Source organism: Sutcliffiella horikoshii, assembly GCF_019931755.1.
Lineage (GTDB): Bacteria > Bacillota > Bacilli > Bacillales > Bacillaceae_I > Sutcliffiella_A > Sutcliffiella_A horikoshii_E.
Genome location: NZ_CP082918.1, coordinates 952,191 through 973,051 on the forward strand (window position 1 = coordinate 952,191; position 20,861 = coordinate 973,051).

The window sequence follows — 20,861 nt, forward strand, 5'->3', positions numbered from 1 at the left end:
CGGGCGGTCCGTGAGCCTCCTCGGCTTGCGCCTGTGGGGTCTCACCTGTCCCTTCCTCCCGCGGGCGTCTGCGCGCCTTCCACTCCAATCAACAAAGAAGTTCCATTCAATGTAGGGTAAATAAAAAGCTCTCTCACTGAGTTAACTGTAAAACATAAACATTAAGTATTTATACTTTCCAGCTGTGAATTGGAGCAAATAGCGGAGACTCCAGCGGGGGAGTAACGGTAGGTTGAGACCCCGCAACGAAGTGAGGAGGCTCGAGCACCGTCCCGCGGAAAGCGAAGCTATTTGCGGAAAGGAACAGCGGCGATTAACCAATCATCTAAAATTTTAGATTTAAAAGTGTTTAATATTGCAGACGATCGATTTCTGCAAATAATGGTTTATTTTTATTATACAGCTCTCGGTAGAGGTGGTAATATTCTTCGTACATTGCTACATTTCGGACTGTAGGCAATACCTCATGCTTGATTGGAATGGAGGATTTTATGGCTTCAAGGGACTCCACTTCTCCAAGTGCAAACATCCCAAGCCAGGCAGCACCCCACGCAGTAGCATGTGTACTTTCCGGTAAAATGACAGTTTTGCGAAAAATATCTGCTGTCATCTGCACCCATAGAGGCGAACGCGCATAGCTACCGCTGACCATCAGCTTTTTAGTAGGATATTCTTTTTCGTGAAGGGTTTCATGAATCTCATACATATTGAAGATAACACTTTCCATCACGCTGCGAATCATGTCAGCACTTGTATGTGAAAGAGTGAGTCCCATCCACCCGCCCTTTGCTTTAGCGTTCCACTTTGGAGCACGTTCTCCATTCATGTATGGAAGAAAAAATAGCCCGTTAGCTCCTGCGCTGGAGGTTGCAGCAAGTGCTTCAAGGTCTGCCACTTCCACCGTTTCTTTTTTGGTTAAGGAAGAGAATTGTCTTGCTAGCCATTGCATTAAAATTGTACCATTGTTGGTTGCACCTCCAACGATACGACTTTCTTTCGTAAACGCATATTGAAAGGTACGTTGTTCAGTGTCAGTTGTTTTTTCAGAGGTGAATCTCCGAATAGCTCCACTGCTACCAATCGTTAAGGCAGTTTCTCCTTCCTCTGTGGCGCCGACACCGATATTGGCAAGCACACCGCCACTAGCCCCGATGATAATGGGGGTAGAAGTATGTAGAAGCAATTCTTTGGCAATGTGAGCGGTAAGGGGTCCCACTTGTGTTGTACACGGCAAGACTTTTGAGAGCTGAGACTCATTTATACCTGCTATGGCGAGTGCTTCCTCATCCCATTGGAGTGTATGAATGTTGAAAAGCCCTGTTGCAGAGGCAATAGAATAATCCACTTGCCACGTCCCACACCATTTGTATAAGATATATTCTTTTATAGTAACAAAGCGTGTTGCTTCATAATATGGCGTATATTGATTTTCTTTCATCCATACAAGCTTCACAAAAGGTGACATGGGATGAATGGGGGTTCCTGTTTGCTCATATAAGTCCTGTCCGTAAGACTCCTTCATGATGGCAGCCTGGGGATAGCTTCTTCCGTCAGCCCAAGTGATCATGGGGGAAATCGGTTCGTTTTTATCATTTATACAAATTAAACTGTGCATAGGGGCAGAAATGCTTAGCCCAATAATATCGTTTGGTGTGATTCTTAATTTGCTGATAGAAGTGGAGATGGCAAGACGTGCAGCACTCTCAATCTCCAAAGGGTTTTGTTCAGAGTAATTAGGCTTCGGACGGTAAGTAGAATAGGCATGCTCTGATTCAGAGACCACTTCTCCGTTTCTATTAAAAATGACAGACCTGGTCGTGGAGGTGCCAATATCCAATCCAATGACATAGTTGCTCATTATGTGCCACACCTCGCTTTATCGTAGTATCTTTATTTTAATCGTTGTGAGTAGTTAATATCAATCTGTTTGGAAAAGATAAGAATTATTTCAGTATAGGTATTGGGTAATGTGATTCTTGATGTTCTGTGGTTCTAAAGTCACGTTTGTTTGTAGTTGTGCACAGTCAGTTACCTTGATAGACGGGATATACACACGTTTATCCACATTATCAACAACATTCTGAAAATTTATCCACAAAATACTATTCATAATTGAATGATTTATTTATATTGATATAAAAGGTCTCACTATTTTGTGTAAGTTATTAACAAAATAAATATTGCGAACAATTTGTGAACTCCATTGTAAATGATGGTAAATGGTTGTATAGTAAAGATAGAAAGTAAGTGAAATACTTCACAAACTTTCTGAAGCAAAAGTAAGAGCTAGCCGGCTAAATTTTTTTACAGGTCATTGTGAAACACTTCACAAACTGAAATTCTAGGAGGAGTAAATCATGAAATGGTTACGTGGACCGAAAATGGCAATCCTTTGGACAGTTTTAAGAGTTTGGTTGGGGGTACAATGGCTAAAGGCCGGTTTGCCGAAAATAGGAACATTTGATGCAGAAGGATTTCTACATGGCGCCATTGCAAAAGCGGAAGGAGCACACCCGGCGGTACAAGGGTGGTACGCAGGATTTCTTGAGAATGTAGCATTGCCTAACGTTGGTTTGATCAACATATTAATCCCTTGGGGCGAGGTACTGGTGGGGATTGCACTCATACTTGGCTTAGCAACTTTGCCGGCACTTATAGGGGCAGCATTTATGAACTTGAACTTTCTTTTGGCCGGAACCGTCAGCACGAACCCTGTCCTCTATACTGCAGCAATATTACTGATTGCAGCAGGTACGGCAGCTACCTTCTATGGGCTGGATCGCTTTGTAGTGAAATATATAAAAGAAAAAATGGATGAACGCAAGATGAAACGTACCGGTGGAAACGGACGTAAGACAATGGATGGTGGCCATGCAGTAGCACATTGAATGTATGGGGTTGAATGGAAAAAGCGACGTGAGATGGTTCACGTTGCTTTTTTTAGTTGGGAAAAAATAAAAAGGGAATTATTGGATACGTGTAGAATAGGGTAGTAATAAAGGGGGCGGGGTTGATGATTTTTTGGATAGTAGTCTCTATTGTTGTTGTATCTTTTTTAGCATTCGGATATTGGTTAGATAGAAAAACAGATCGTTATAAATCCATGTCTGATAAGAAAGTTAAAGAAGGCATTGAATCGATTAAGGATGAAGCACAAAGGCAGGGTCCGGCTGATATTACAAAACATTTGGGCCCATGATTTGGCAGATGGCAGTTACCTGAGGGTAAGTGCTTTTTTGGGTGTGCCAGGCATGGCATCTATCTAGGTGGTGAAAGTCCACTGTGGGGGTACACATCGACCAACCACTAAGGAAGCGCAAGGTACTTACCGTGAGGTAAGGGCGGGAGGAAGCGTGGAATAAAATCTTGGCTCGACGAACAGAAATCTGATACTAAGGCTCTTCAAAGGGATGAGGCTCCTCAACAAGTCAAAGTCCAAAAGATGTGCGTAACTTTGTAGGGTAAATCAGGCGAGTAAAAGAGGAAAGATAGTTGTCTTACCCTGGGAGGTCTTGCGGATGTACCAAGGTACAGTCGAAAAAGGTTTGCCGCAAGAAGTCAGCCGAAGCCATAGTAGTGGAATTATTCCATGAAGGGCTGAACAATTTATAGTGTTTCGACACCACGAATGCGTAAGTGAAGTGTTCCGAATGTGTTAATGGTGAACGTATGAGCGTATCTCAGAGGATAACCAAAATGGAATAATCACTTACTACGTGAACGGATAGGAGAAACGAGTGTGGAACTTTTAGAACAAATACTAAGTAATCAAAACATGAATGAAGCTTACCTTCGTGTCTATAAAAACAAAGGTGCGAGTGGGGTCGACGGAATAACGGTCGATGAATTAAAGCAATATCTGAAAGAGCACAAAGACGAGCTGCGTCAGCGCATCAGAACAAGAAAATACCAACCACAAGCTGCCTTAAGAGTGGAAATCCCAAAAGAAAATGGCAAGATGCGCAAATTGGGAATACCAACAGTAGTGGATAGGGTAGTTCAACAAGCCATCCATCAAATACTCAGCCCGATATTTGAAAAGCAGTTCAGCGAATTTAGTTATGGCTTCAGACCCAAAAGAAGCTGTGAGATGGCAATTATTAAAAGCCTTGAATTTCTAAATGATGGACATAACTGGGTTGTGGACATTGATCTTGAAAGGTTTTTCGATACAGTCCACCATGATAAACTCATGCGAATCATCTCTAACACAATAGATGATGGAGATGTCATCTCTCTAATAAGAAAATATCTCGTCAGTGGAGTGATGGTGAATGGAAGATATGAGACCACACCAGTTGGGACTCCGCAAGGAGGAAACCTAAGTCCACTTCTGAGTAATATTATGTTGAACGAATTGGATAAGGAACTAGAAAGTAGAGGACTCCAATTTGTAAGATATGCAGATGACGCCCTAATTTTTGTGAAGAGTGAGAAAGCGGCTAATAGAGTGATGGATTCAATTGTACGGTTCATAGAAAAGAAATTAGGACTGATAGTCAACATGGAAAAGAGTAAAATCTCTCGTCCCAATGACTTGAAATTCTTAGGTTTTGGTTACTACTACGATAGTAAAAGTAAGAAATATCAAGTACGACCTCATCCTGACTCCATTCAAAAATTCCAACGGAAGCTTCGGAAATTAACAAAGCGAAATTGGAGTATACGGTTGGACTATCGAATAATAAAACTAAAACAAGTCATAATCGGATGGGTTAATTACTTTAGAACTTCAAATATGAAAACAGCAATGACTGAGATAGACCAGAAGCTTCGCTCCAGAATCAGAGTTATCATTTGGAAGCAATGGAAGGTACCGAAAAAACAAATCAAATCGCTTGTCCAACTAGGAATTCCGAAGGAAGAAGCGAAAGGGTTAACTTTCTGTCGGAGAGGTTACCGGTTCATCGGACTATCAAAAGTTATTCATAGAGCTATCTCAAACAAAAGATTAAAGCAGAGGGGATTCCCCTCTGCTTTAGAACATTATCTAAAAGTACACACTGTAATATAAATTGAACCGCCGTATACGGAACCGTATGTACGGTGGTGTGAGAGGGGCGAAAATAATTTAAGTTATTTTCCCTCTACTCGATTTGATTAAAAAGCCGGGCATGATATGGTTCAATCAAGCCCGACCCAAATGTGGAACTATCTAAAGGTATCCTTCTTGCTGTTCCGTTTAATTCCAGCTGCTGATGCGCGAGCTTGTGCTTCAAGGATTTCATTATCTGCATGTTGCTCGTTCGCGAATTCTGCATCTTGTGCAGCTTTTTTCATGTTCTTAGGTACTTGTGGAAGTGATGATTTGTTCTTGCCACCAGATTGATGTCCGCGTGAACGTCCCATTCGAAACCCTCCTAAGAATATGCGATAGACATAAGGTACAAGCGCTTTTAGGTCCTTTATGTCTTCTTGAATAGGTTAACCTGAGGAGAGGAGGGTGATGTGAGGGAGATGTTGGAGAGAAAGCGTTGGACAGAATATTGGTAGCTGTCCAGAATGTGGGATTTTTTGCAAATCGCCCGTTCTCTATTATCGCCCGTAATTTTAAATTTTCGCCCGATTACTTCTAAAAATCGCCCGTAAAATCGAAATTTCGCCCGATAATGGTCGGAAATCGCCCGAAACGAAAATCGCCTCAGAATATAATAGAAAATCGCCCGAAACGAGAATCGAGCCAGCCTCTCCAAACGAAAATGAAAACCCTCCCCATTAATACAAGCTTTTAAAGGGAAGGGTCGACCAAGCCAAAAACTATTCTATCTGCGTCTTTCCGTATATCCGCCTACTCGGTCTGCCATTTTAAACTCACGAGAGTAGGTAACTTCCTGCGTTTTGCTCAATGTAGTCTTTGTTTTTTCACGACGTTTTTTATCACTCATCAAGAATCCCTCCTTAATATCTGCATACCTACAGTTTTGGCCAAAAGGTGGGAAAATATACTAAAAAGCGCCTGCCCCACAACATAGGGCAGACGCAATATTTTTTAAGCTTCTTTTAACTGATGTTCTTCATGCAGCACTTCGTGTCCTGTGCGAAGTTTGTATAGTGTATATTGGTCGCGTGAGATTTCGTAAAGATTGTAGATATCTTCTCCGCCGTTGATTTCATCTAATAGGCTTTTGCGTGTTTCATTTGCAAGAACGACATAAGGTATCTTTTCCGCCGCTTTTGTAGAGCGAACATTTACCTTGCGGATGCGCATGAAAATGGATTGTATATCGAGTTCGTAAAAAAGTTCCTCGAAGAATTGATCCTTGGCAGGCTGATTGTAGCCTTTGCCATGGTATGGTTTGCCTAGCCAAGTGCCTAGGAAGCCAGCTCCGTCTTGCACGTCGAAAAGATTGATTGTTCCAATTGGAGTGCCCCACTCATCTAGAATGGTACGTGAAATCAATTCTCCGCGTTCTTCCGCTTCGATGGTTTGTTTTGTTAGGAAAAGAAACTCATCGTAGGAATACGCTTTATGACGCACAAAAGGGAAGACTTCAGGGTGCACCATTAACTCATAAAGAGTTTGAGATTCTTGGAAATCACGTTTTTTGAGCATGTCTAACCCTCCAATTGAGGGCAGAACTGTCACGTTCACGTGAAGACTGGCCCACCCTCGAAATTTTTTAAATTACAAAAAATTTCGGGGTGGGAATCGAACCCACTAGAACCAGTTTAACTGGTGGCGCACCATTTGCCTTCCCTAACATTTTAAACACAAATTGTTAGTTGATTTAATTTTGTTTACCTACGTATCATACTCGATTTTATTTAAAAAGGAAACAACTTTTTTGTTAATTTTTTTGGTAAATTATTTCACCTTCAACCATTGTCATGACAGGCTTTGCGAGGAATTGAAACGGGTGATGTGACCATAGTACCAAGTCGGCATCTTTCCCGGTTTCGATACTCCCGACCCGGTCGGAAACATTCAGGTTTTTAGCCGCAGTAATGGTTATTCCCTCTAGTGCTTTTTGTTCATCCAATCCTTCTCTCACTGCCAATGCTGCACACACATTTAAATACTGGACCGGGGTATATGGATGGTCTGTTGTAATGGAAACTTCGACACCTGCTTCTGCCAATGCCTGATAGGTTCTCCAGTTTTTATTTTTCAGTTCAATTTTGGATCTCCTTGTCATTGTGGGACCAACACAGACTTTCATGTTTCGTCCTCGCAATTCGTTTGCGATCAGATGTCCTTCTGTACAATGCTCAATTGTAAAACGTAGATTGAATTCATCTGCAAAACGGACGGCAGACATGATATCATCCGCCCTGTGAGCATGGATGCGCACAGGAATCTTCTGTTCAAGTGCCATCACAATCGGCTTTATCCGGAGGTTTTCCGGATTGTCGTAATATTTTGCCTGATAAAAGGCTTCGCGAAGCATGCCCATTATCCCCATACGGGTAATGGAATCCTTATTTCCCTGACTGTGAATTCGCTTTGGATTTTCTCCAAAAGCGACCTTGAGGCCAGCCGTTTCCTGAATGATCATTTTAGAAATGTTAACGCCATGGGTTTTGATTACCGAGGTGGTTCCACCAATAACATTCGCACTTCCCGGCATAATGTGAACGGTTGTGATTCCATACTGGATGGCATCTTGAAAACCAGGATCAAAAGGGTGAACCCCGTCCAGGGCACGGATATGCGGAGTCAAGGGCTCGACTGTCTCATTGGCATCGTTTCCTGCCCAGCCGGTTCCTTCATCATATAAGCCAAGGTGGGTGTGTACATCAATAAATCCCGGGAATAAAAATTTTTCGTTACATTCTATCACTTTCCCGTTTTCAGGGACCGTTAATCCTTTGCCAATCATCTTTATTTTCCCATTTTCGGTAATCACATCACCGTTATAAAGCGGAGGTGATGTGATGGGATAAACCGTTGCGTTTCGAAACATCACTATACCCATAGAAGACTCCTAATTTTCTGTCATTACTTTGATTGTAATATGTCGGACAGAGCGTCATCAAGATGGGAAAATAAGAAATTATAGCCTTTTTGCTCTAATTTTGTTGGCAACACCTTTTGGCCCTCAAGTACGAGCACACTCATTTCTCCAAGAGCCGCCTTCAAAGCAAAACCAGGTGTTGGAAACCAGTGTGGTCGTCCCATCACCTTTCCTAGTGTTTTACCGAAGTCTTTCATTTGTTTGGGGTGCGGGGCCACTACATTCACAGGCCCTTCTAAATCTTTATTTTCCATGCTAAAAGCTATAGCTCCTACTACATCCTTGATATGCACCCATGACATCCATTGTTCACCAGAGCCGATTTTCCCGCCAACAAACATTTTGTAAGGAAGCATCATCCTTGGAAGTGCGCCTTCGTCTTTATCCAAAACAATGCCAAAACGGGTAAAAACAGTGCGGATACCTTCAGCCTTCGCATGCTCCGCTTCTTTTTCCCAGGCGTACACAGTCGAAGCAAGAAAATCAGATCCAGGAGTAGTGTCTTCTTCTGTAAAAGTTTGAGTGTCTGAAGTCCCGTAAAAGCCAATTGCACTGGCATTCACCAGCACTTCCGGTTTATTTTGTAAAACACCGATGATCCTATTGATTTCTTTTGTGGAAGAAATACGACTCTCAATTATTTTCTTCTTCTGTTCCTCCGTCCAGCGACCACTGTTGATGGATTCGCCGGCTAGGTTTACAAAAGCATACATTCCGTCCAAACTTGTTTCCGGGGAGGAAGATTCTTTTAGCCACTCTACATAGGTGACATTTGCTTTTTCCTTTTTATTCGAGGTGTTTCGCGTTAAAATAAAGATAGAGTGTCCTTTATCAATTAAATGGTCTGTCAGTGCTTGACCAACAAGCCCCGTACCGCCTGCAATGGCAATCTTCATCTATATCACCCTCCATAGAGAATATCTTACATACTATATTAGTTCTTTTCCCTAATTATCCTTTATTTAATACGGGCCAATGTGCTATGAAACGGAGTGAGAACCGAAATGGGTAAAATAACAAAAATATCGGTACAGCAAAAAAACAAGGAAAGATTCAATATTTTCTTGGATGAGGAGTATGCGTTTGCTGTGTACGAAGGGACGCTATTGAAATTCCAGCTAGTAAAAGGCAAGGAACTGGACGAGCTGGATGTAGAAGAAATCCTCTACAGCGATCAAAGCAATAAAGCCTATAATGCCGCTGTTCACTATCTCTCGTTTAGGATGAGAACAGAAAAAGAAATAGAAGACTATTTAAAAGAAAAAGAATATGAACCGTTCATTACTAAAGAAATTGTCGTAAGACTGAAGGAGCAGGGTTATTTGAATGACAGGGAATTCACAAACGCGTATGTAAGGACTCAAGTGAACACCACCTTGAAAGGGCGAGGCGTCATTCAGAAGGAATTGCTTGAAAAAGGTGTGAACAAAGATATTATTGGGGAAGTACTTGAATCGGAATACCGTCAGGAAACAGAGCTTGAGCATGCGGTAAAACTTGTTTTGAAGTATGCACCCAAATATAAAAAAGACTCCTTTAAAATCATGATTCAAAAAGTGGAGCAAGCATTAGTGAGGAAAGGGTACGCTTTTTCCGTTATCCAAATTGCAGTGGAAGAGGCGGAACTTGAGGAAGATACATCAGAAGAGTGGGAAGCAATTGCCAAACAGGCAGAAAAATACCACCGAAAGTACGCAAAGCTTGAGGGGTACGAATATAAGATGAAAATGAAGGGCGCCTTATATAGAAAAGGATTCGGGATAGATTTAATTGATCGGTGGTTGGAGGAGAATGAAGGGAACGAAATTTAATAAGGTAAAAGTAGCAAAATGGTAGAACATTCATGATTAAGTGTACAAGTTTGCTCGGGAAATGTAGAAGAGAATCCGGGAAATGTAGAAGGTCCGCTCAAAATGGAAGAACAATTAATATTGGATGTAGAAGTCTAAAACAGCAGCAGTTGTTGGAACAGACCTCGTTCCAAACTGCTGCTAAGCTATTAAATCATATCTGTATCTCCAACTTGTCTTCCTGAGCAACAATCATCTCCGCCACTTCTCTGGGGGATTTCAACCTAGACTTGTCCTTAATATGATTTGTCTCATCCCAAAATGGCGTGTCCATTCCGCCCATATAGATTGCGATGACATGCACCTTTCCTTCTAGTTCCTTTTGAAGGCTTTCCGTAAAACCGCGGACTGCAAATTTGCTTGCGACATAGACACTTTCATTCACTTTTCCTTTTTGGCCGGCAGTGGAGATGATGTTCATAATTTTTGCATCTTCTCTCTTCAATAAATGAGGAAGTAGTTCCTTCGTTAAAAAAATCGTCCCAAGTACGTTCGTCTGAATTGCTGTTTCAATCTCATCAAAACCTAACTCTGTTAGTGGACCAAAGCAGCCTGCACCTGCATTGTTCAATAAATAATGAACAGTATGCTCTGAAGTGATTTTGCTTACAGCTTTCTTAACATCTTCAACATCGCTTATATCCATTTGGTAGGCGAAAGCCTTTGCTCCCATAGATTGAATTTGTTCTTTAACAGCTTCTAAAGGTTCTAATCTTCTGCCTGTCAAAATAATGGTGTGACCTTTTTTCGCGTATGATAGTGCCAATTCTTTGCCGAGGCCTGTACCTGCACCAGTAATCAGTATTGTTTGCATGTAAATCACCTTTTCATAATAGCTTTTTGTAATGCAAGAATCGTGCTATTCTTATTTTATATAGATTTTTTAGGGGGAAAGCAAGTGGAACAGGAAAAGCGCTACAGCCAAATGACACCACATGAATTGCATCAGGAAATCGCGACACTAAAAGAAAAGGGGCGAAAGGCGGAACAACTTGGAATTGTAAATGAATTTGCCGTGTTGGAACGAAAGATTACGATGGCTAAAGCTTATATGCTAGATCCAGATGACTTTAAATCAGGAGATGTATATGAAATAGAAGGCGACCCTGGTGTTCATTTTAAAATTACATATATGAACGGGGTTTTTGCATGGGGACATAGAATGCACGGCGGTACCACCAGCAAGGAAGAAGAAGGGCTGCCAATCTCCATGCTTATGAACGAAAAAAGCAAAGAAGCGTAAGGCCTCTTTGCTTTTTTGCTCTGTTAAGATCTTTTTCTTGTCTGTACTTCTAAGATCTGGATATTCTGAGCTTGTTGCGTTTCACCGTTTACTTGACGGAACGAGTGCTTGGAATGTGCATTAGGCTGCGGAAACGGATGGTCATTTAACGTAAAAGGATTACTGCGTGATGGCTTGTGATTTTGTTTTGCCATGATAACAACCTCCTATTAGTTAGGGTAGCTTCGAAATTCATAGCTAAAGCTATAAACACGAAAAAGCCTAATCCACAAAGTTTAGAATGTATCTTCTTCTCTGGCACCAGAAGCACGCATGCGCTCCTGTGGATGCGTATTAATCGTTCCATTAGCACGCTTTGAAGCATATTCAGACTTTGCACGACCTTCCCCTTCAAACTTATTGTCGTTAGGGTTTGGAAAGTTTCTCGCTTTGTTCCTCATGCGACTCGCCTCCTCGGTAAGTGGATGCTGGCGGTGTGGCCCAACACCTATCTTTAATATTGGATTTTAGATGTGATTATATGTAATGATAAGCATAGTGAAATTAAACCAAAACTAAAACGGAGTGACTTTTATGGAGCAATATTTTGAACGATTGGCAGAACGTCTGATGGAAAAGAATTCTGCATTAACATATGATAAAGCGAGAACCTGGGTGGAGCTTTTATGGGAAGATTTTGAGAGCTCCTATGCAAAGGCAGGATATGAGTATAAGGGAAAGGACATGACAGAGAGAATGGTCATGCAAATCATTGACCGTCATGGAGATAGCCTTCATGAATTCTTTTCAAATAATCCAAAATACAAGCATCTCTTGAATGCGGATGATCATTTGACACATTAAAAAACCGCTCGGCCCATCCTTTGGGCGAGCGGTTTAGTCTATATTAGGGATGATTTCTAATTTCGTTCGCAACTTTTCCTCGCTAAAAATCCATCCTGTGTAGGAGCTAATGATATTCAAATCATGATCAAGCTGTACAATGGCCACAAAAGGATAATAATCTTTGCTACGGTACCTGAGATCGATGAACCTAACCTCATAATGATCATCGTATTCTTCCATTTCCCATCTATATACAGGTGAGAAGGAAAGAAATGCGGAAACATTGTCGTCGAATTTTGCAGCTTCGATAATGGCGTTTTCCGGAAGCGGTACTTTTTCAAATGTATCATGAATGAAAATCTGATACTTAACCGCTCTTGCTACATAAAAATTGTCTGTAGTTGTAATCGCGAGATGCCATTGATTCCAATAAAGTGTCGGTGAAATCAAGGTTTGCTTCACACTTGGAATGATTTCCCTCACTTGTTGCAACACTTTTTGCTGCATTCGATATCGCAACACATAATAGGCAATCAATATGCCGTAGATCGCCAAGAATGTGTAGCCAGGGTGAAATCCAGCTCCCCAAAGGACAAGTCCGGCGATATGAAATCCAAATATGACGGGATCAAAGGTATTAATAATCCCGAGGGCGACCCATCTTTTTGTAAAAGGACGGAGCGCCTGTGTCCCATAAGCGTTGAAAATGTCGACAAAAACATGAAGGATTACCGCTATAAATGTCCAAATCCATAAGTAAAGAAAATTAGCTTCTGGAATGAACAAATAAATGGCCGGTGCAATAAGAAGCGGCCAGAGGCACACTGCTGGAATGGAATGCGTGATTCCACGGTGATTTCTTATATATGTCGCATTATTTCTGAATTTTAAAATGGTATCCGTGTCAGGAGCCTGTGAACCAATTATTGCTCCAATCATGATAGCTGTTGCTGTTTCAGGGCTGCTTGCCACAAACGGATCTATGGTAGCCATGGATCCGATTGCAATACCCATTACAACATGTGTTCCAGTATCCAATGGTCGGCCTCCTTCCGGTTTTTTCTTCGAAACGGATGCTTATCTCTTTTCTATTTAGTCTGATGCAAAAGGAGTGTTTTCAAACATGATAACAAAACAGTTGCATATTTTCATTCAATATCCTATAAAGGAAACAGTGACTCTTCAATATGAAGAAACGATGCAGCGGGTTCTGCATGCAATGAACCAAATGGGAGCAAATGATTACCGCTGGACAAAAGCAGGTTCTGAAGAAGGAGCCGCTTATTATCGTGAATCTTTTTTACTTCCAACCGAATCACATTATTTTGCCATGAAAGCATTGCGAGGTTCACAACAGAGCAACGTTTTTCATGAATTGTCCCAATACATTGATACAGAAGCCGGCGCGGTTGAATATATAGGCTTGAAAATTTCTAGCTAAAGACATGGAGGTTTATTTTGAAAAAAGAAAGTACCCATCACGAACGACTAGATGACTTTGATATATATGGTTTTCAAGATGATTTAATTACTTGGTTTGAACGGGAGCAACGAGATCTTCCATGGCGTAAGGATCAGGACCCTTATAAAGTATGGGTGTCAGAAATCATGCTCCAGCAGACGAAAGTGGACACAGTTATCCCTTATTTTAATTCCTTTATAAAACAATTCCCAAACATCCAAAGCTTGGCTGAAGCAGAAGAAGACAGGGTATTAAAGGCTTGGGAAGGACTTGGCTACTATTCTCGTGCCCGAAATTTGCAAAGTGCCGTAAGAGAGGTTCATGAAAGCTATGGAGGCATTGTCCCGAATACACCTAAGGAGATCTCCACTTTAAAAGGAGTGGGACCATACACAACAGGAGCTATTCTTAGTATCGCTTATGGTGTCCCAGAACCTGCCGTCGATGGAAATGTCATGCGCGTATTATCTCGGATACTTTTGATTCAAGATGATATTGCCAAGCCAAAGACTCGGAAGGTTTTTGAAGAGGTCATTCGGGATCTTATTTCAAAAGAGAACCCGTCCTTTTTTAATCAAGGTTTGATGGAACTCGGTGCAATGGTCTGCACACCAACCTCACCATCCTGTTTGTTGTGTCCGGTCCGCGAACATTGCCGTGCATTTGCAGAAGGAGTTGAACGAGAACTTCCTGTTAAAACAAAAAAGAAGTCAACGAAGCAGGTAGCGCTAGTTGCAGGAATCTTTAAAGATAAAGATGGCCGGTTTTTGATTCATAAGAGACCAAGTGAAGGTTTATTGGCAAACCTTTGGGAGTTCCCTAATTTTGTGAAGGTAGATGAGCTTGGAACGGCGAAGCAGCAGTTACAGCAATTGATGAAAACGGAATATGGTTTGAACGTGGCACCAAGCGAATATGTATGCGATATTAAGCATGTTTTTTCTCACTTAGTATGGGATGTGAATGTGTATGTTGGAAGCTGGGACGGAGAACTTCTAGAGGGAAGTGATCTTGTTGCGGTTACGGCAGAGGAAATGAAGGAGCTTGCCTTTCCTGTATCGCATCAAAACATGTGGAAAGAATACCTTAAAACAGAGTGAAATTAAGAAGGATCAACCATTAGCGGTTGATCCTTTTGCATGTTCAGTCATAACTTATACGGGTTCCATGTGTCCAATCTGCTTCATGACGCTGAAATCCGCCACGCGCTTCGATTTCTTTCACAATCTCCCTGTGAATGCTTTGTCCCTCTGCATTTAAATAAGGAACCATTTGTTGCAAGGAATGGTGAAAGTAAGCCAGTTCGCTGTCTTTCCATTCTTTTTTGGAATGCATGGATAATTCGGTCATGTCACGTCCAACGTACATAGCTTTCTGCCTCCTTTATGGCAATGTATATGCTGTTATTGTTTGATGAATCAATAAGCCTTATACTGAAAGATATTATATATAGTTTCCATACATAAAGGAGTAGAGAAAATGACAAATAAAGTAGCATTAGTAACGGGAAGCAGTCGTGGTATCGGCAAGAAAATTGCGTTGGAGCTGGCTAAGGACGGCTATAACATTGTCATCAACTATAATCGCAGTAAAACAGCGGCACAAGAAACAGCAGCCGAAATCGAAGCGCTCGGTGTGAAGGCATTGACTGTGAAGGCGAATGTAGGACAGCCGGAAAAGATTAAAGAGATGTTTGTGAAAATTGATGAAGAGTTCGGACGCCTTGATTTATTGGTGAGCAACGCCGCATCAGGTGTGCTGCGCCACGTGATGGAACTTGAGGAGTCTCATTGGGATTGGACGATGAATATCAATTCCAAGGCGTTATTGTTTTTAGCGCAGGAGGCTGCGAAAAGAATGGAGAAGGTAGGCGGCGGAAAGATTGTCAGCATTAGTTCGTTGGGATCTATCCGTTATTTGAAAAATTACACGACTGTCGGAGTTTCCAAGGCTGCAATCGAAGCATTGACTCGTTATCTAGCGGTCGAGCTGGCAGATAAAAATATCGTTGTAAATGCAGTTTCCGGTGGAGCGGTGGATACAGATGCATTGAAACACTTCCCAAATAGAGAAGAGTTGCTTGAGGATGCAAAGAATAATACACCTGCTGGACGTATGGTAGAGCCTGATGACCTTGTGAATACGGTGCTATTTTTACTATCTGACCAGGCCAGCATGATTCGAGGACAGACGATTATCGTTGATGGCGGCCGTTCTTTACTGGTCTAAAATATACAGAAAATATTTTTTTATTTTTTGTCATAGTTTCCTTTCGAAATGGTTATCTTAAATTTCGTGGAGGTGATAAACAATGGCAAACAACAACCAACAAAACCAAGCAGGTAAAACAGCTTCTGGTACAAGCGTACAACACGTGAAACAACAAAATGCTCAACAAAACCAACAACAACAATACGGTGCTGAGTATGCGAGCGAAACTAGCGCGCAACACGTGAAACAACAAAACGCTCAATCTGCAGCGAAAAAGAACCAACAAAACCAACAACAACAATAATTAAGCAATAACACGAAGCACTCCTTATCAAACCGATAGGGAGTGCTTCTTCGTTGTGGAGGGCGAAAATCCTTGTGGGGTCTGACCCCTTTTCGTTCGCCAAATTTAGACAAACTCTTCTGAGGTTGCTGCCTTCGACGTTAGGGTTGATTTTCCTGTAGGGGTCTGACCCCTTTTGCAAATTTTTTTGCTCGACAAAACTTCCCTTAGCTCAACATATGTAGTCAAAGGGTTTGGAAGGGTGGGGGAGAATGTTATGGGTAGAGGGTATGGTATTTGGTAAGGAGGAGGATTTTGTGGTGGATAGGTTTGATGTGGCGGTGGCAGAGCAGTTGAAGACGATGGATAGGCTTTTGTTACTTCAAGGGGAGATTGAACGGAACGAAAAGGCGATAGAGCAGTTGGAACAGTTGAAGGAAGAAGCAGAAAAGCTGAGAAAGTTGAAAGAGGATATAGAAAAAATGAAAGAGGAATTGGCGGAAATTCAATTAATTTTTGAAACACAAACAGAAGAGGCAATTAAATCTTTTCATTTGCAAGAGTCTATCTAAACGAATATTTTCTTATTAAATCAGAGCTTAATTAGAACGGTGGAGCTATCTTCTTTTCATAAAGATGGCTCTTTTGTTTTAAAATCTCACGGGAACCGTTATAATAGTAGAAAATGGTTTGCTTTTAGCTGAGAAGTGCGGGCATAAAATAGAAAGAAGGGGAAGAGGAATGGGTTGTCCCAAAGAAGGTGAAACAATACAAATACATAGCTATAAGCACAATGGTCACATTCATAGAGTATGGGATGAAACGACTGTGCTTAAGGGGACGCAAAACCTTGTTATTGGTGGAAACGACAAAACCATTGTGACAGAGTCGGACGGTAGAACCTGGGTCACAAGAGAACCAGCGATTTGTTATTTTCATGGAAAGCATTGGTTCAATATCATCGGCATGATCAGAGAAGATGGAGTGTACTATTATTGCAACATCAGTTCACCCTTTATAGCGGATGATGAAGCGTTGAAATACATAGATTATGACTTGGATATAAAAGTATTCCCGGACATGACGTTTATTTTATTGGATGAAGATGAGTACGAGAAACACCGTAAAGAGATGAACTACCCAGAAGTAATTGATAAAATCTTGAAGAGTAATGTTCAAACGTTGATCTCATGGATCAGGCAGCGAAAAGGTCCGTTTGCTCCCGACTTTATTGATTTGTGGTACGAGCGATACCTCACTTACCGAGGATAGGTTCATCCAAAAGGCAACTGGTAACTTGATATGCCAGGCCTTTTTTGTTTTATGGCGAGTTAAAGCACCCTTTAAGTAATGAGTGTTCTCTAGCTGTTGATTGGAGCACAGGGCGAAGACTCCTGAGGGAGATAGCGGTAGCTTGAGACCCCTGAAGCGTTGTGAGGAGGCTCAAGCACCGCCCCTAGGAAAGCGAAGCCCAGTGCGGAAATCAACAGCGGCGTATTTAAGAAATACATACATGTTTCAAATTGAAAAGCGGAAGCTAAATAGAAAGTTAGCAGTCATCATTTGGGAGGAAGTCAATTGGATAGTATAAAACGGTACATGCAATTTGTGAAACCATACCGGTGGCAAATTGTCGGTACCATCCTTATAGGTATGCTGAAATTCGGGTTGCCATTATTAATTCCTTTATTATTGAAATACGTCGTAGATGATATTTTACTTGCCGACGGTCGGTCAGCAGAGGAGAAAACGAACGAGCTGCTCATGATCATGGGGGCAATCTTTGTGACCTTTTTGGTGTTAAGACCGCCAATCGAGTACTACAGACAATATTTTGCACAATGGACAGGCAGCAAGGTGCTATATGATTTAAGGGACAAGTTGTTCGATCATATTCAAAGGCTAAGCTTGCGTTTTTATGCCAACAACCGGGCAGGGGAAGTAATTTCAAGGGTCATCCATGATGTGGAACAGACCAAGAATTTTGTCATCACCGGTTTGATGAACTTTTGGCTCGACCTTGCGACCATATTAATTGTCATCATCATTATGTTCCAAGTGGATATCACGTTGACACTTGTGTCTATCATGTTGTTCCCGTTCTATGGATTCTCGATTAAATACTTTTACAGTCGTCTGCGTCACCTCACAAGGGTGCGTTCACAGGCCCTTGCAGAGGTACAAGGGCATTTGCATGAAAGAGTCCAGGGAATGCCTGTCATCCAAAGTATGGCGATTGAGGACTACGAGCAAGAGCAGTTTAAAAAACAGAACACAAACTTTCTGCAAAAAGCATTGGATCACACTAGCTGGAATGCAAAGACTTTTGCAGTAGTGAATACCATAACGGATATTGCGCCGCTTCTAGTAATCGGCTACGCGGGCTATCAGGTTATAAATCAGGGACTGACGGTAGGGGAAATGGTCATGTTTGTAGCTTATATTGACCGCCTTTACAATCCTTTGCGCCGATTGATTAACTCTTCGACAACATTGACGCAATCCATTGCATCCATGGACAGAGTGTTTGAATTTGTGGATGAAAAATATGATATTACTGATAAGCCGAATGCGGTGGAATGTAAGACAGCACGCGGTGAAGTGAGCTTTGAAAATGTTTCTTTTAAATATGAAAAAAATGAAGAGTATGTTTTGAAGAACCTGTCGTTGCAAGTAAGGGAAGGAGAAACCATTGCCCTAGTCGGGATGAGCGGTGGTGGAAAGTCGACCTTGGTAAGCTTGTTGCCGCGGTTCTATGATGTAACAGAAGGTAAAATCAAGCTCGATGGAGTGGACATTCGCGATGTTACCGTTCAGTCGTTACGGAAACAAATCGGGATTGTACTTCAGGACAGCATTTTGTTCAGTGATACCGTTCGTGATAATATTGCCCTTGGAAAACCGGAGGCAACAATGGATGAGATTATTGAAGCGGCCAAAGCGGCCAATGCTCATGAATTTATCTCGAACTTGCCGGAGGGCTACGAAACGAAGGTGGGAGAGCGCGGTGTGAAGCTTTCCGGTGGACAGAAACAGCGTGTGGCCATCGCGCGTGTATTCTTAAAAAATCCGCCAATCCTTGTCATGGATGAAGCAACATCTGCACTTGATCTTGAGAGTGAACATTTGATTCAGGAGTCGCTAGAGCGTTTGGCTGCCAACCGGACAACTTTTGTTGTTGCCCACCGCCTGTCCACCATCACCCATGCGAGCCGCATTGTGCTGCTTGAGCACGGTGAGATTGTGGAAGTCGGTTCGCATGAAGAATTAATGAGGAAAAAAGGACACTATTATAATTTGTTTACGATACAAGAGATAAGTTAATTTTTGAGAGCCAACCTTTAGCAGATCTGCTGGAGGTTGGTTTTTTATTTTTGGGAGAGGTTTTGTTGTGCGAGATTTCCACCACGTTTTTGAGGGTTCTACCATTTAGAGGCGACCTTCTACCACTTTAGTGGTAATGTTCTACCGTTCACAGCCGACCTTCTACATTTCCCTGATTACCTTCTACATTTCCCAAGCCACCTTCGACAATTAAGCAATTTTCCCCATAAAAAAACACCTCCCTGCCTTCTAAAAAGCAGGAAAGTGTCCTATTCTTCTTCATTCGCTCCAATTTCAAACTCATTATCATCCACATGGTATTTTTGGAAGCTGTCAATCAACTTGTCTAAATGCTCCAATTGGTCGCTATAATCAATAATCTTGGATACGAGCGGGAAAAGGTGGTACCAGACTTCTACGTCGCCTTCGTATTCACACCAGTTGTCTTTATGGACCATAAACTCATCAATAAATTGCTGTTTGTTAAAGCGTTCTTCTTCATACATTTCTGAAGTGTTGTGCTGCTTTATTTTCCCTACGAATTTTAACAAGATCTGTTCGTGCAGGTTAACCAAGTGGTCCAACTCAGCTTTAATGTAATGTTGATACTCAACCGGCATGTGGTGCAGTTCGTTTTCTAACCGGTGTAGCATTTTCAAAGTATACAATGCGCGGTTACTGGTAACAATCAGCTGTCTGAAAATAACCAGTTTGCGTGCTTTTGAACTTGATTTTTTCAGAGTAGGGAAGTATGTCCGTTCTTCCTTATATAGCATGAAAAGTTGTTCAAGCTTCAGCACTCGCTGGTGCAGCATCTCAATATCTGTTTTTAAGAGATGATGTTCCGTACCATGACGCATGTTGATTCGGATCCACTTTAAAATGTCTTCTGTCGTTAATTTCACCTTGTAATAAAGTCTTGTTTCGTACTTCGGAGGTAAAAAGATCAGGTTGACTAGAAATGCACATAGGATACCGATCATGACGGTGGAAAAACGTATCAGGGCAAATTCAAAAAAGTTTTCCCCGGGACTTTCCATAATCGCGATGACGGTCACAAGTGCTAATGGGATTGTATTTTCAATTTTAAGTTTTAAGTTGATTCCAATGACAAAGATGGCGGTCAAACCAATGATAAAAGGGTCATGTCCGAATAGTAAGGAAAAGATGATGGCTAAGATTGCCCCAATCAGGTTTGCCTGAACGTGCTCGATAATGGATTGATACGATTTATAGATGGATGGTTGGATAGCAAAGATCGCTGCGATTCCTGCAAAGAAGGGCGTGGGGACGTTGAGCCACTGTGCCACAAACAAAGCAAGGGTGATCGCGATACCGGTCTTGACTATACGGGCACCAAGTTTCATTTTAAAATAAGTCCTTTCTTGTCTTTCCGAATTTTATAGCCTGTTCTTACAAAAGTTAAACACTTAATAGTATATGTCGGAAGCGTGGTAATCATGTTATTCGATATTGTACTATACACGGTTTCCTTAAGTAGCGCAAGCGGAAATATGACAGAAAAAAGCCCGCAAATCGAACTTTGCAGGACTTTCTAATTTTAGAATTCGCTCTTACTTTGTTGATTTCCGTTCCAGGCGCTTCGCTTGCCTGCGGGCGGTCCGTGAGCCTCCTCGGCTTTCGCCTGTGGGGTCTCACCTGTCCCTTCCTCCCGCGGGCGTCTGCGCGCCTTTCACTGCAATCAACA

At 41.8% G+C, this 20,861-nt stretch carries 25 protein-coding genes; 13 read left to right on the forward strand and 12 right to left on the reverse strand.

Features of this window, described 5'->3' with window-relative positions:
- Positions 1–349: 349 nt before the first annotated feature.
- Positions 350–1,858: a gluconokinase gene (locus K7887_RS04935; RefSeq protein WP_223492473.1), complete on the reverse strand. Its 1,509-nt coding sequence runs from the start codon at positions 1,856–1,858 to the stop codon at positions 350–352.
- Between the two features lie 499 nt (positions 1,859–2,357).
- On the opposite strand from K7887_RS04935, the gene K7887_RS04940 reads away from it, so the two are divergent.
- From K7887_RS04940 to ltrA, 3 genes are all read left to right on the forward strand, one after another.
- Positions 2,358–2,888, forward strand: coding sequence for a DoxX family membrane protein (locus K7887_RS04940; RefSeq protein ID WP_223492474.1), 531 nt, complete (start codon positions 2,358–2,360; stop codon positions 2,886–2,888).
- A gap of 125 nt (positions 2,889–3,013) precedes the next feature.
- Positions 3,014–3,199, forward strand: a complete 186-nt coding sequence (locus K7887_RS04945) for a hypothetical protein (RefSeq protein WP_223492475.1) — start codon at positions 3,014–3,016, stop codon at positions 3,197–3,199.
- Between the two features lie 540 nt (positions 3,200–3,739).
- Complete coding sequence (gene ltrA / locus K7887_RS04950; RefSeq protein ID WP_223489544.1) at positions 3,740–5,014, forward strand: group II intron reverse transcriptase/maturase; 1,275 nt, start codon at positions 3,740–3,742, stop codon at positions 5,012–5,014.
- Positions 5,015–5,151: 137 nt separating this feature from the next.
- On the opposite strand, the gene K7887_RS04955 is transcribed toward ltrA, so the two are convergent.
- The 5 genes from K7887_RS04955 to K7887_RS04975 all read right to left on the reverse strand — a co-directional run bounded on the left by K7887_RS04955 (position 5,152) and on the right by K7887_RS04975 (position 8,851).
- On the reverse strand, positions 5,152–5,349 hold the full coding sequence (locus K7887_RS04955; RefSeq protein ID WP_088017384.1) for a YfhD family protein: 198 nt from the start codon (positions 5,347–5,349) through the stop codon (positions 5,152–5,154).
- Positions 5,350–5,762: 413 nt separating this feature from the next.
- Positions 5,763–5,885, reverse strand: coding sequence for a YfhE family protein (locus tag K7887_RS04960; protein ID WP_082852426.1), 123 nt, complete (start codon positions 5,883–5,885; stop codon positions 5,763–5,765).
- Positions 5,886–5,989: 104 nt separating this feature from the next.
- Complete coding sequence (locus tag K7887_RS04965) at positions 5,990–6,553, reverse strand: GNAT family N-acetyltransferase (protein ID WP_223492476.1); 564 nt, start codon at positions 6,551–6,553, stop codon at positions 5,990–5,992.
- A 235-nt stretch (positions 6,554–6,788) separates the two neighbouring features.
- Positions 6,789–7,916 (reverse strand): amidohydrolase, encoded by a 1,128-nt coding sequence (locus tag K7887_RS04970; protein WP_223492477.1) that lies wholly within the window; start codon positions 7,914–7,916, stop codon positions 6,789–6,791.
- Between the two features lie 23 nt (positions 7,917–7,939).
- Positions 7,940–8,851, reverse strand: coding sequence for a TIGR01777 family oxidoreductase (locus tag K7887_RS04975; RefSeq protein ID WP_223492478.1), 912 nt, complete (start codon positions 8,849–8,851; stop codon positions 7,940–7,942).
- 108 nt (positions 8,852–8,959) lie between these two features.
- Here K7887_RS04975 and recX point away from each other — a divergent pair, with 108 nt between their 5' ends.
- Positions 8,960–9,766: a recombination regulator RecX gene (gene recX / locus K7887_RS04980; RefSeq protein WP_223492479.1), complete on the forward strand. Its 807-nt coding sequence runs from the start codon at positions 8,960–8,962 to the stop codon at positions 9,764–9,766.
- A 193-nt stretch (positions 9,767–9,959) separates the two neighbouring features.
- Here recX and K7887_RS04985 read toward each other — a convergent pair whose 3' ends face one another.
- Positions 9,960–10,619, reverse strand: coding sequence for an SDR family NAD(P)-dependent oxidoreductase (locus tag K7887_RS04985; protein WP_223492480.1), 660 nt, complete (start codon positions 10,617–10,619; stop codon positions 9,960–9,962).
- A gap of 84 nt (positions 10,620–10,703) precedes the next feature.
- Between K7887_RS04985 and K7887_RS04990 the strand changes: the two genes are divergently transcribed.
- Positions 10,704–11,048: a YfhH family protein gene (locus K7887_RS04990; RefSeq protein ID WP_263290336.1), complete on the forward strand. Its 345-nt coding sequence runs from the start codon at positions 10,704–10,706 to the stop codon at positions 11,046–11,048.
- Between the two features lie 23 nt (positions 11,049–11,071).
- Here the strand turns inward: K7887_RS04990 and K7887_RS04995 are convergent, their stop codons facing one another.
- A complete protein-coding gene (locus K7887_RS04995; protein WP_010198993.1) occupies positions 11,072–11,242 on the reverse strand; it encodes a YpzG family protein in 171 nt (56 codons plus the stop codon).
- 81 nt (positions 11,243–11,323) lie between these two features.
- Positions 11,324–11,488, reverse strand: coding sequence for a small, acid-soluble spore protein K (locus K7887_RS05000; RefSeq protein WP_010198995.1), 165 nt, complete (start codon positions 11,486–11,488; stop codon positions 11,324–11,326).
- A 133-nt stretch (positions 11,489–11,621) separates the two neighbouring features.
- On the opposite strand from K7887_RS05000, the gene K7887_RS05005 reads away from it, so the two are divergent.
- Positions 11,622–11,891 carry a YfhJ family protein gene (locus K7887_RS05005; protein ID WP_223492481.1) on the forward strand — a complete coding sequence of 90 codons (270 nt, stop codon included), beginning with the start codon at positions 11,622–11,624 and terminating at the stop codon, positions 11,889–11,891.
- Between the two features lie 33 nt (positions 11,892–11,924).
- Here the strand turns inward: K7887_RS05005 and K7887_RS05010 are convergent, their stop codons facing one another.
- On the reverse strand, positions 11,925–12,911 hold the full coding sequence (locus K7887_RS05010) for a metal-dependent hydrolase (protein WP_223492482.1): 987 nt from the start codon (positions 12,909–12,911) through the stop codon (positions 11,925–11,927).
- An 85-nt stretch (positions 12,912–12,996) separates the two neighbouring features.
- Between K7887_RS05010 and K7887_RS05015 the strand changes: the two genes are divergently transcribed.
- Complete coding sequence (locus tag K7887_RS05015; RefSeq protein ID WP_223492483.1) at positions 12,997–13,314, forward strand: hypothetical protein; 318 nt, start codon at positions 12,997–12,999, stop codon at positions 13,312–13,314.
- Between the two features lie 17 nt (positions 13,315–13,331).
- Positions 13,332–14,435, forward strand: a complete 1,104-nt coding sequence (gene mutY / locus K7887_RS05020) for an A/G-specific adenine glycosylase (protein ID WP_223492484.1) — start codon at positions 13,332–13,334, stop codon at positions 14,433–14,435.
- A gap of 43 nt (positions 14,436–14,478) precedes the next feature.
- Here the strand turns inward: mutY and K7887_RS05025 are convergent, their stop codons facing one another.
- The gene (locus tag K7887_RS05025; protein WP_088017394.1) at positions 14,479–14,703 is read right to left on the reverse strand and encodes a hypothetical protein; all 225 of its coding nucleotides are present in this window, start codon (positions 14,701–14,703) and stop codon (positions 14,479–14,481) included.
- A gap of 111 nt (positions 14,704–14,814) precedes the next feature.
- Between K7887_RS05025 and fabL the strand changes: the two genes are divergently transcribed.
- The 5 genes from fabL to K7887_RS05050 all read left to right on the forward strand — a co-directional run bounded on the left by fabL (position 14,815) and on the right by K7887_RS05050 (position 19,153).
- On the forward strand, positions 14,815–15,564 hold the full coding sequence (fabL, locus tag K7887_RS05030; protein ID WP_223492485.1) for an enoyl-[acyl-carrier-protein] reductase FabL: 750 nt from the start codon (positions 14,815–14,817) through the stop codon (positions 15,562–15,564).
- An 82-nt stretch (positions 15,565–15,646) separates the two neighbouring features.
- Positions 15,647–15,850: a gamma-type small acid-soluble spore protein gene (locus K7887_RS05035; protein WP_010199007.1), complete on the forward strand. Its 204-nt coding sequence runs from the start codon at positions 15,647–15,649 to the stop codon at positions 15,848–15,850.
- Between the two features lie 251 nt (positions 15,851–16,101).
- Positions 16,102–16,401, forward strand: coding sequence for a YgaB family protein (locus tag K7887_RS05040; protein ID WP_223492486.1), 300 nt, complete (start codon positions 16,102–16,104; stop codon positions 16,399–16,401).
- A 169-nt stretch (positions 16,402–16,570) separates the two neighbouring features.
- The gene (gene ntdP / locus K7887_RS05045; RefSeq protein ID WP_010199009.1) at positions 16,571–17,101 is read left to right on the forward strand and encodes a nucleoside tri-diphosphate phosphatase; all 531 of its coding nucleotides are present in this window, start codon (positions 16,571–16,573) and stop codon (positions 17,099–17,101) included.
- 306 nt (positions 17,102–17,407) lie between these two features.
- Positions 17,408–19,153, forward strand: a complete 1,746-nt coding sequence (locus tag K7887_RS05050; RefSeq protein ID WP_317849236.1) for an ABC transporter ATP-binding protein — start codon at positions 17,408–17,410, stop codon at positions 19,151–19,153.
- 269 nt (positions 19,154–19,422) lie between these two features.
- Here the strand turns inward: K7887_RS05050 and K7887_RS05055 are convergent, their stop codons facing one another.
- A complete protein-coding gene (locus K7887_RS05055; RefSeq protein ID WP_223492487.1) occupies positions 19,423–20,520 on the reverse strand; it encodes an aromatic acid exporter family protein in 1,098 nt (365 codons plus the stop codon).
- Positions 20,521–20,861 lie beyond the last annotated feature (341 nt).

What these genes read in the sequence shown, in the direction of transcription:
- K7887_RS04935 (WP_223492473.1), bottom strand. Translation starts at nt 1,858, where the DNA reads ATGAGCAACTATGTCATTGGATTGGATATTGGCACCTCCACGACCAGG.
- K7887_RS04940 (WP_223492474.1), top strand. Translation starts at nt 2,358, where the DNA reads ATGAAATGGTTACGTGGACCGAAAATGGCAATCCTTTGGACAGTTTTA.
- K7887_RS04945 (WP_223492475.1), top strand. Translation starts at nt 3,014, where the DNA reads ATGATTTTTTGGATAGTAGTCTCTATTGTTGTTGTATCTTTTTTAGCA.
- K7887_RS04955 (WP_088017384.1), bottom strand. Translation starts at nt 5,349, where the DNA reads ATGGGACGTTCACGCGGACATCAATCTGGTGGCAAGAACAAATCATCA.
- K7887_RS04960 (WP_082852426.1), bottom strand. Translation starts at nt 5,885, where the DNA reads ATGAGTGATAAAAAACGTCGTGAAAAAACAAAGACTACATTGAGCAAA.
- K7887_RS04965 (WP_223492476.1), bottom strand. Translation starts at nt 6,553, where the DNA reads ATGCTCAAAAAACGTGATTTCCAAGAATCTCAAACTCTTTATGAGTTA.
- K7887_RS04970 (WP_223492477.1), bottom strand. Translation starts at nt 7,916, where the DNA reads ATGGGTATAGTGATGTTTCGAAACGCAACGGTTTATCCCATCACATCA.
- K7887_RS04975 (WP_223492478.1), bottom strand. Translation starts at nt 8,851, where the DNA reads ATGAAGATTGCCATTGCAGGCGGTACGGGGCTTGTTGGTCAAGCACTG.
- recX (WP_223492479.1), top strand. Translation starts at nt 8,960, where the DNA reads ATGGGTAAAATAACAAAAATATCGGTACAGCAAAAAAACAAGGAAAGA.
- K7887_RS04985 (WP_223492480.1), bottom strand. Translation starts at nt 10,619, where the DNA reads ATGCAAACAATACTGATTACTGGTGCAGGTACAGGCCTCGGCAAAGAA.
- K7887_RS04995 (WP_010198993.1), bottom strand. Translation starts at nt 11,242, where the DNA reads ATGGCAAAACAAAATCACAAGCCATCACGCAGTAATCCTTTTACGTTA.
- K7887_RS05000 (WP_010198995.1), bottom strand. Translation starts at nt 11,488, where the DNA reads ATGAGGAACAAAGCGAGAAACTTTCCAAACCCTAACGACAATAAGTTT.
- K7887_RS05005 (WP_223492481.1), top strand. Translation starts at nt 11,622, where the DNA reads ATGGAGCAATATTTTGAACGATTGGCAGAACGTCTGATGGAAAAGAAT.
- K7887_RS05015 (WP_223492483.1), top strand. Translation starts at nt 12,997, where the DNA reads ATGATAACAAAACAGTTGCATATTTTCATTCAATATCCTATAAAGGAA.
- K7887_RS05025 (WP_088017394.1), bottom strand. Translation starts at nt 14,703, where the DNA reads ATGTACGTTGGACGTGACATGACCGAATTATCCATGCATTCCAAAAAA.
- fabL (WP_223492485.1), top strand. Translation starts at nt 14,815, where the DNA reads ATGACAAATAAAGTAGCATTAGTAACGGGAAGCAGTCGTGGTATCGGC.
- K7887_RS05035 (WP_010199007.1), top strand. Translation starts at nt 15,647, where the DNA reads ATGGCAAACAACAACCAACAAAACCAAGCAGGTAAAACAGCTTCTGGT.
- K7887_RS05040 (WP_223492486.1), top strand. Translation starts at nt 16,102, where the DNA reads ATGTTATGGGTAGAGGGTATGGTATTTGGTAAGGAGGAGGATTTTGTG.
- ntdP (WP_010199009.1), top strand. Translation starts at nt 16,571, where the DNA reads ATGGGTTGTCCCAAAGAAGGTGAAACAATACAAATACATAGCTATAAG.
- K7887_RS05055 (WP_223492487.1), bottom strand. Translation starts at nt 20,520, where the DNA reads ATGAAACTTGGTGCCCGTATAGTCAAGACCGGTATCGCGATCACCCTT.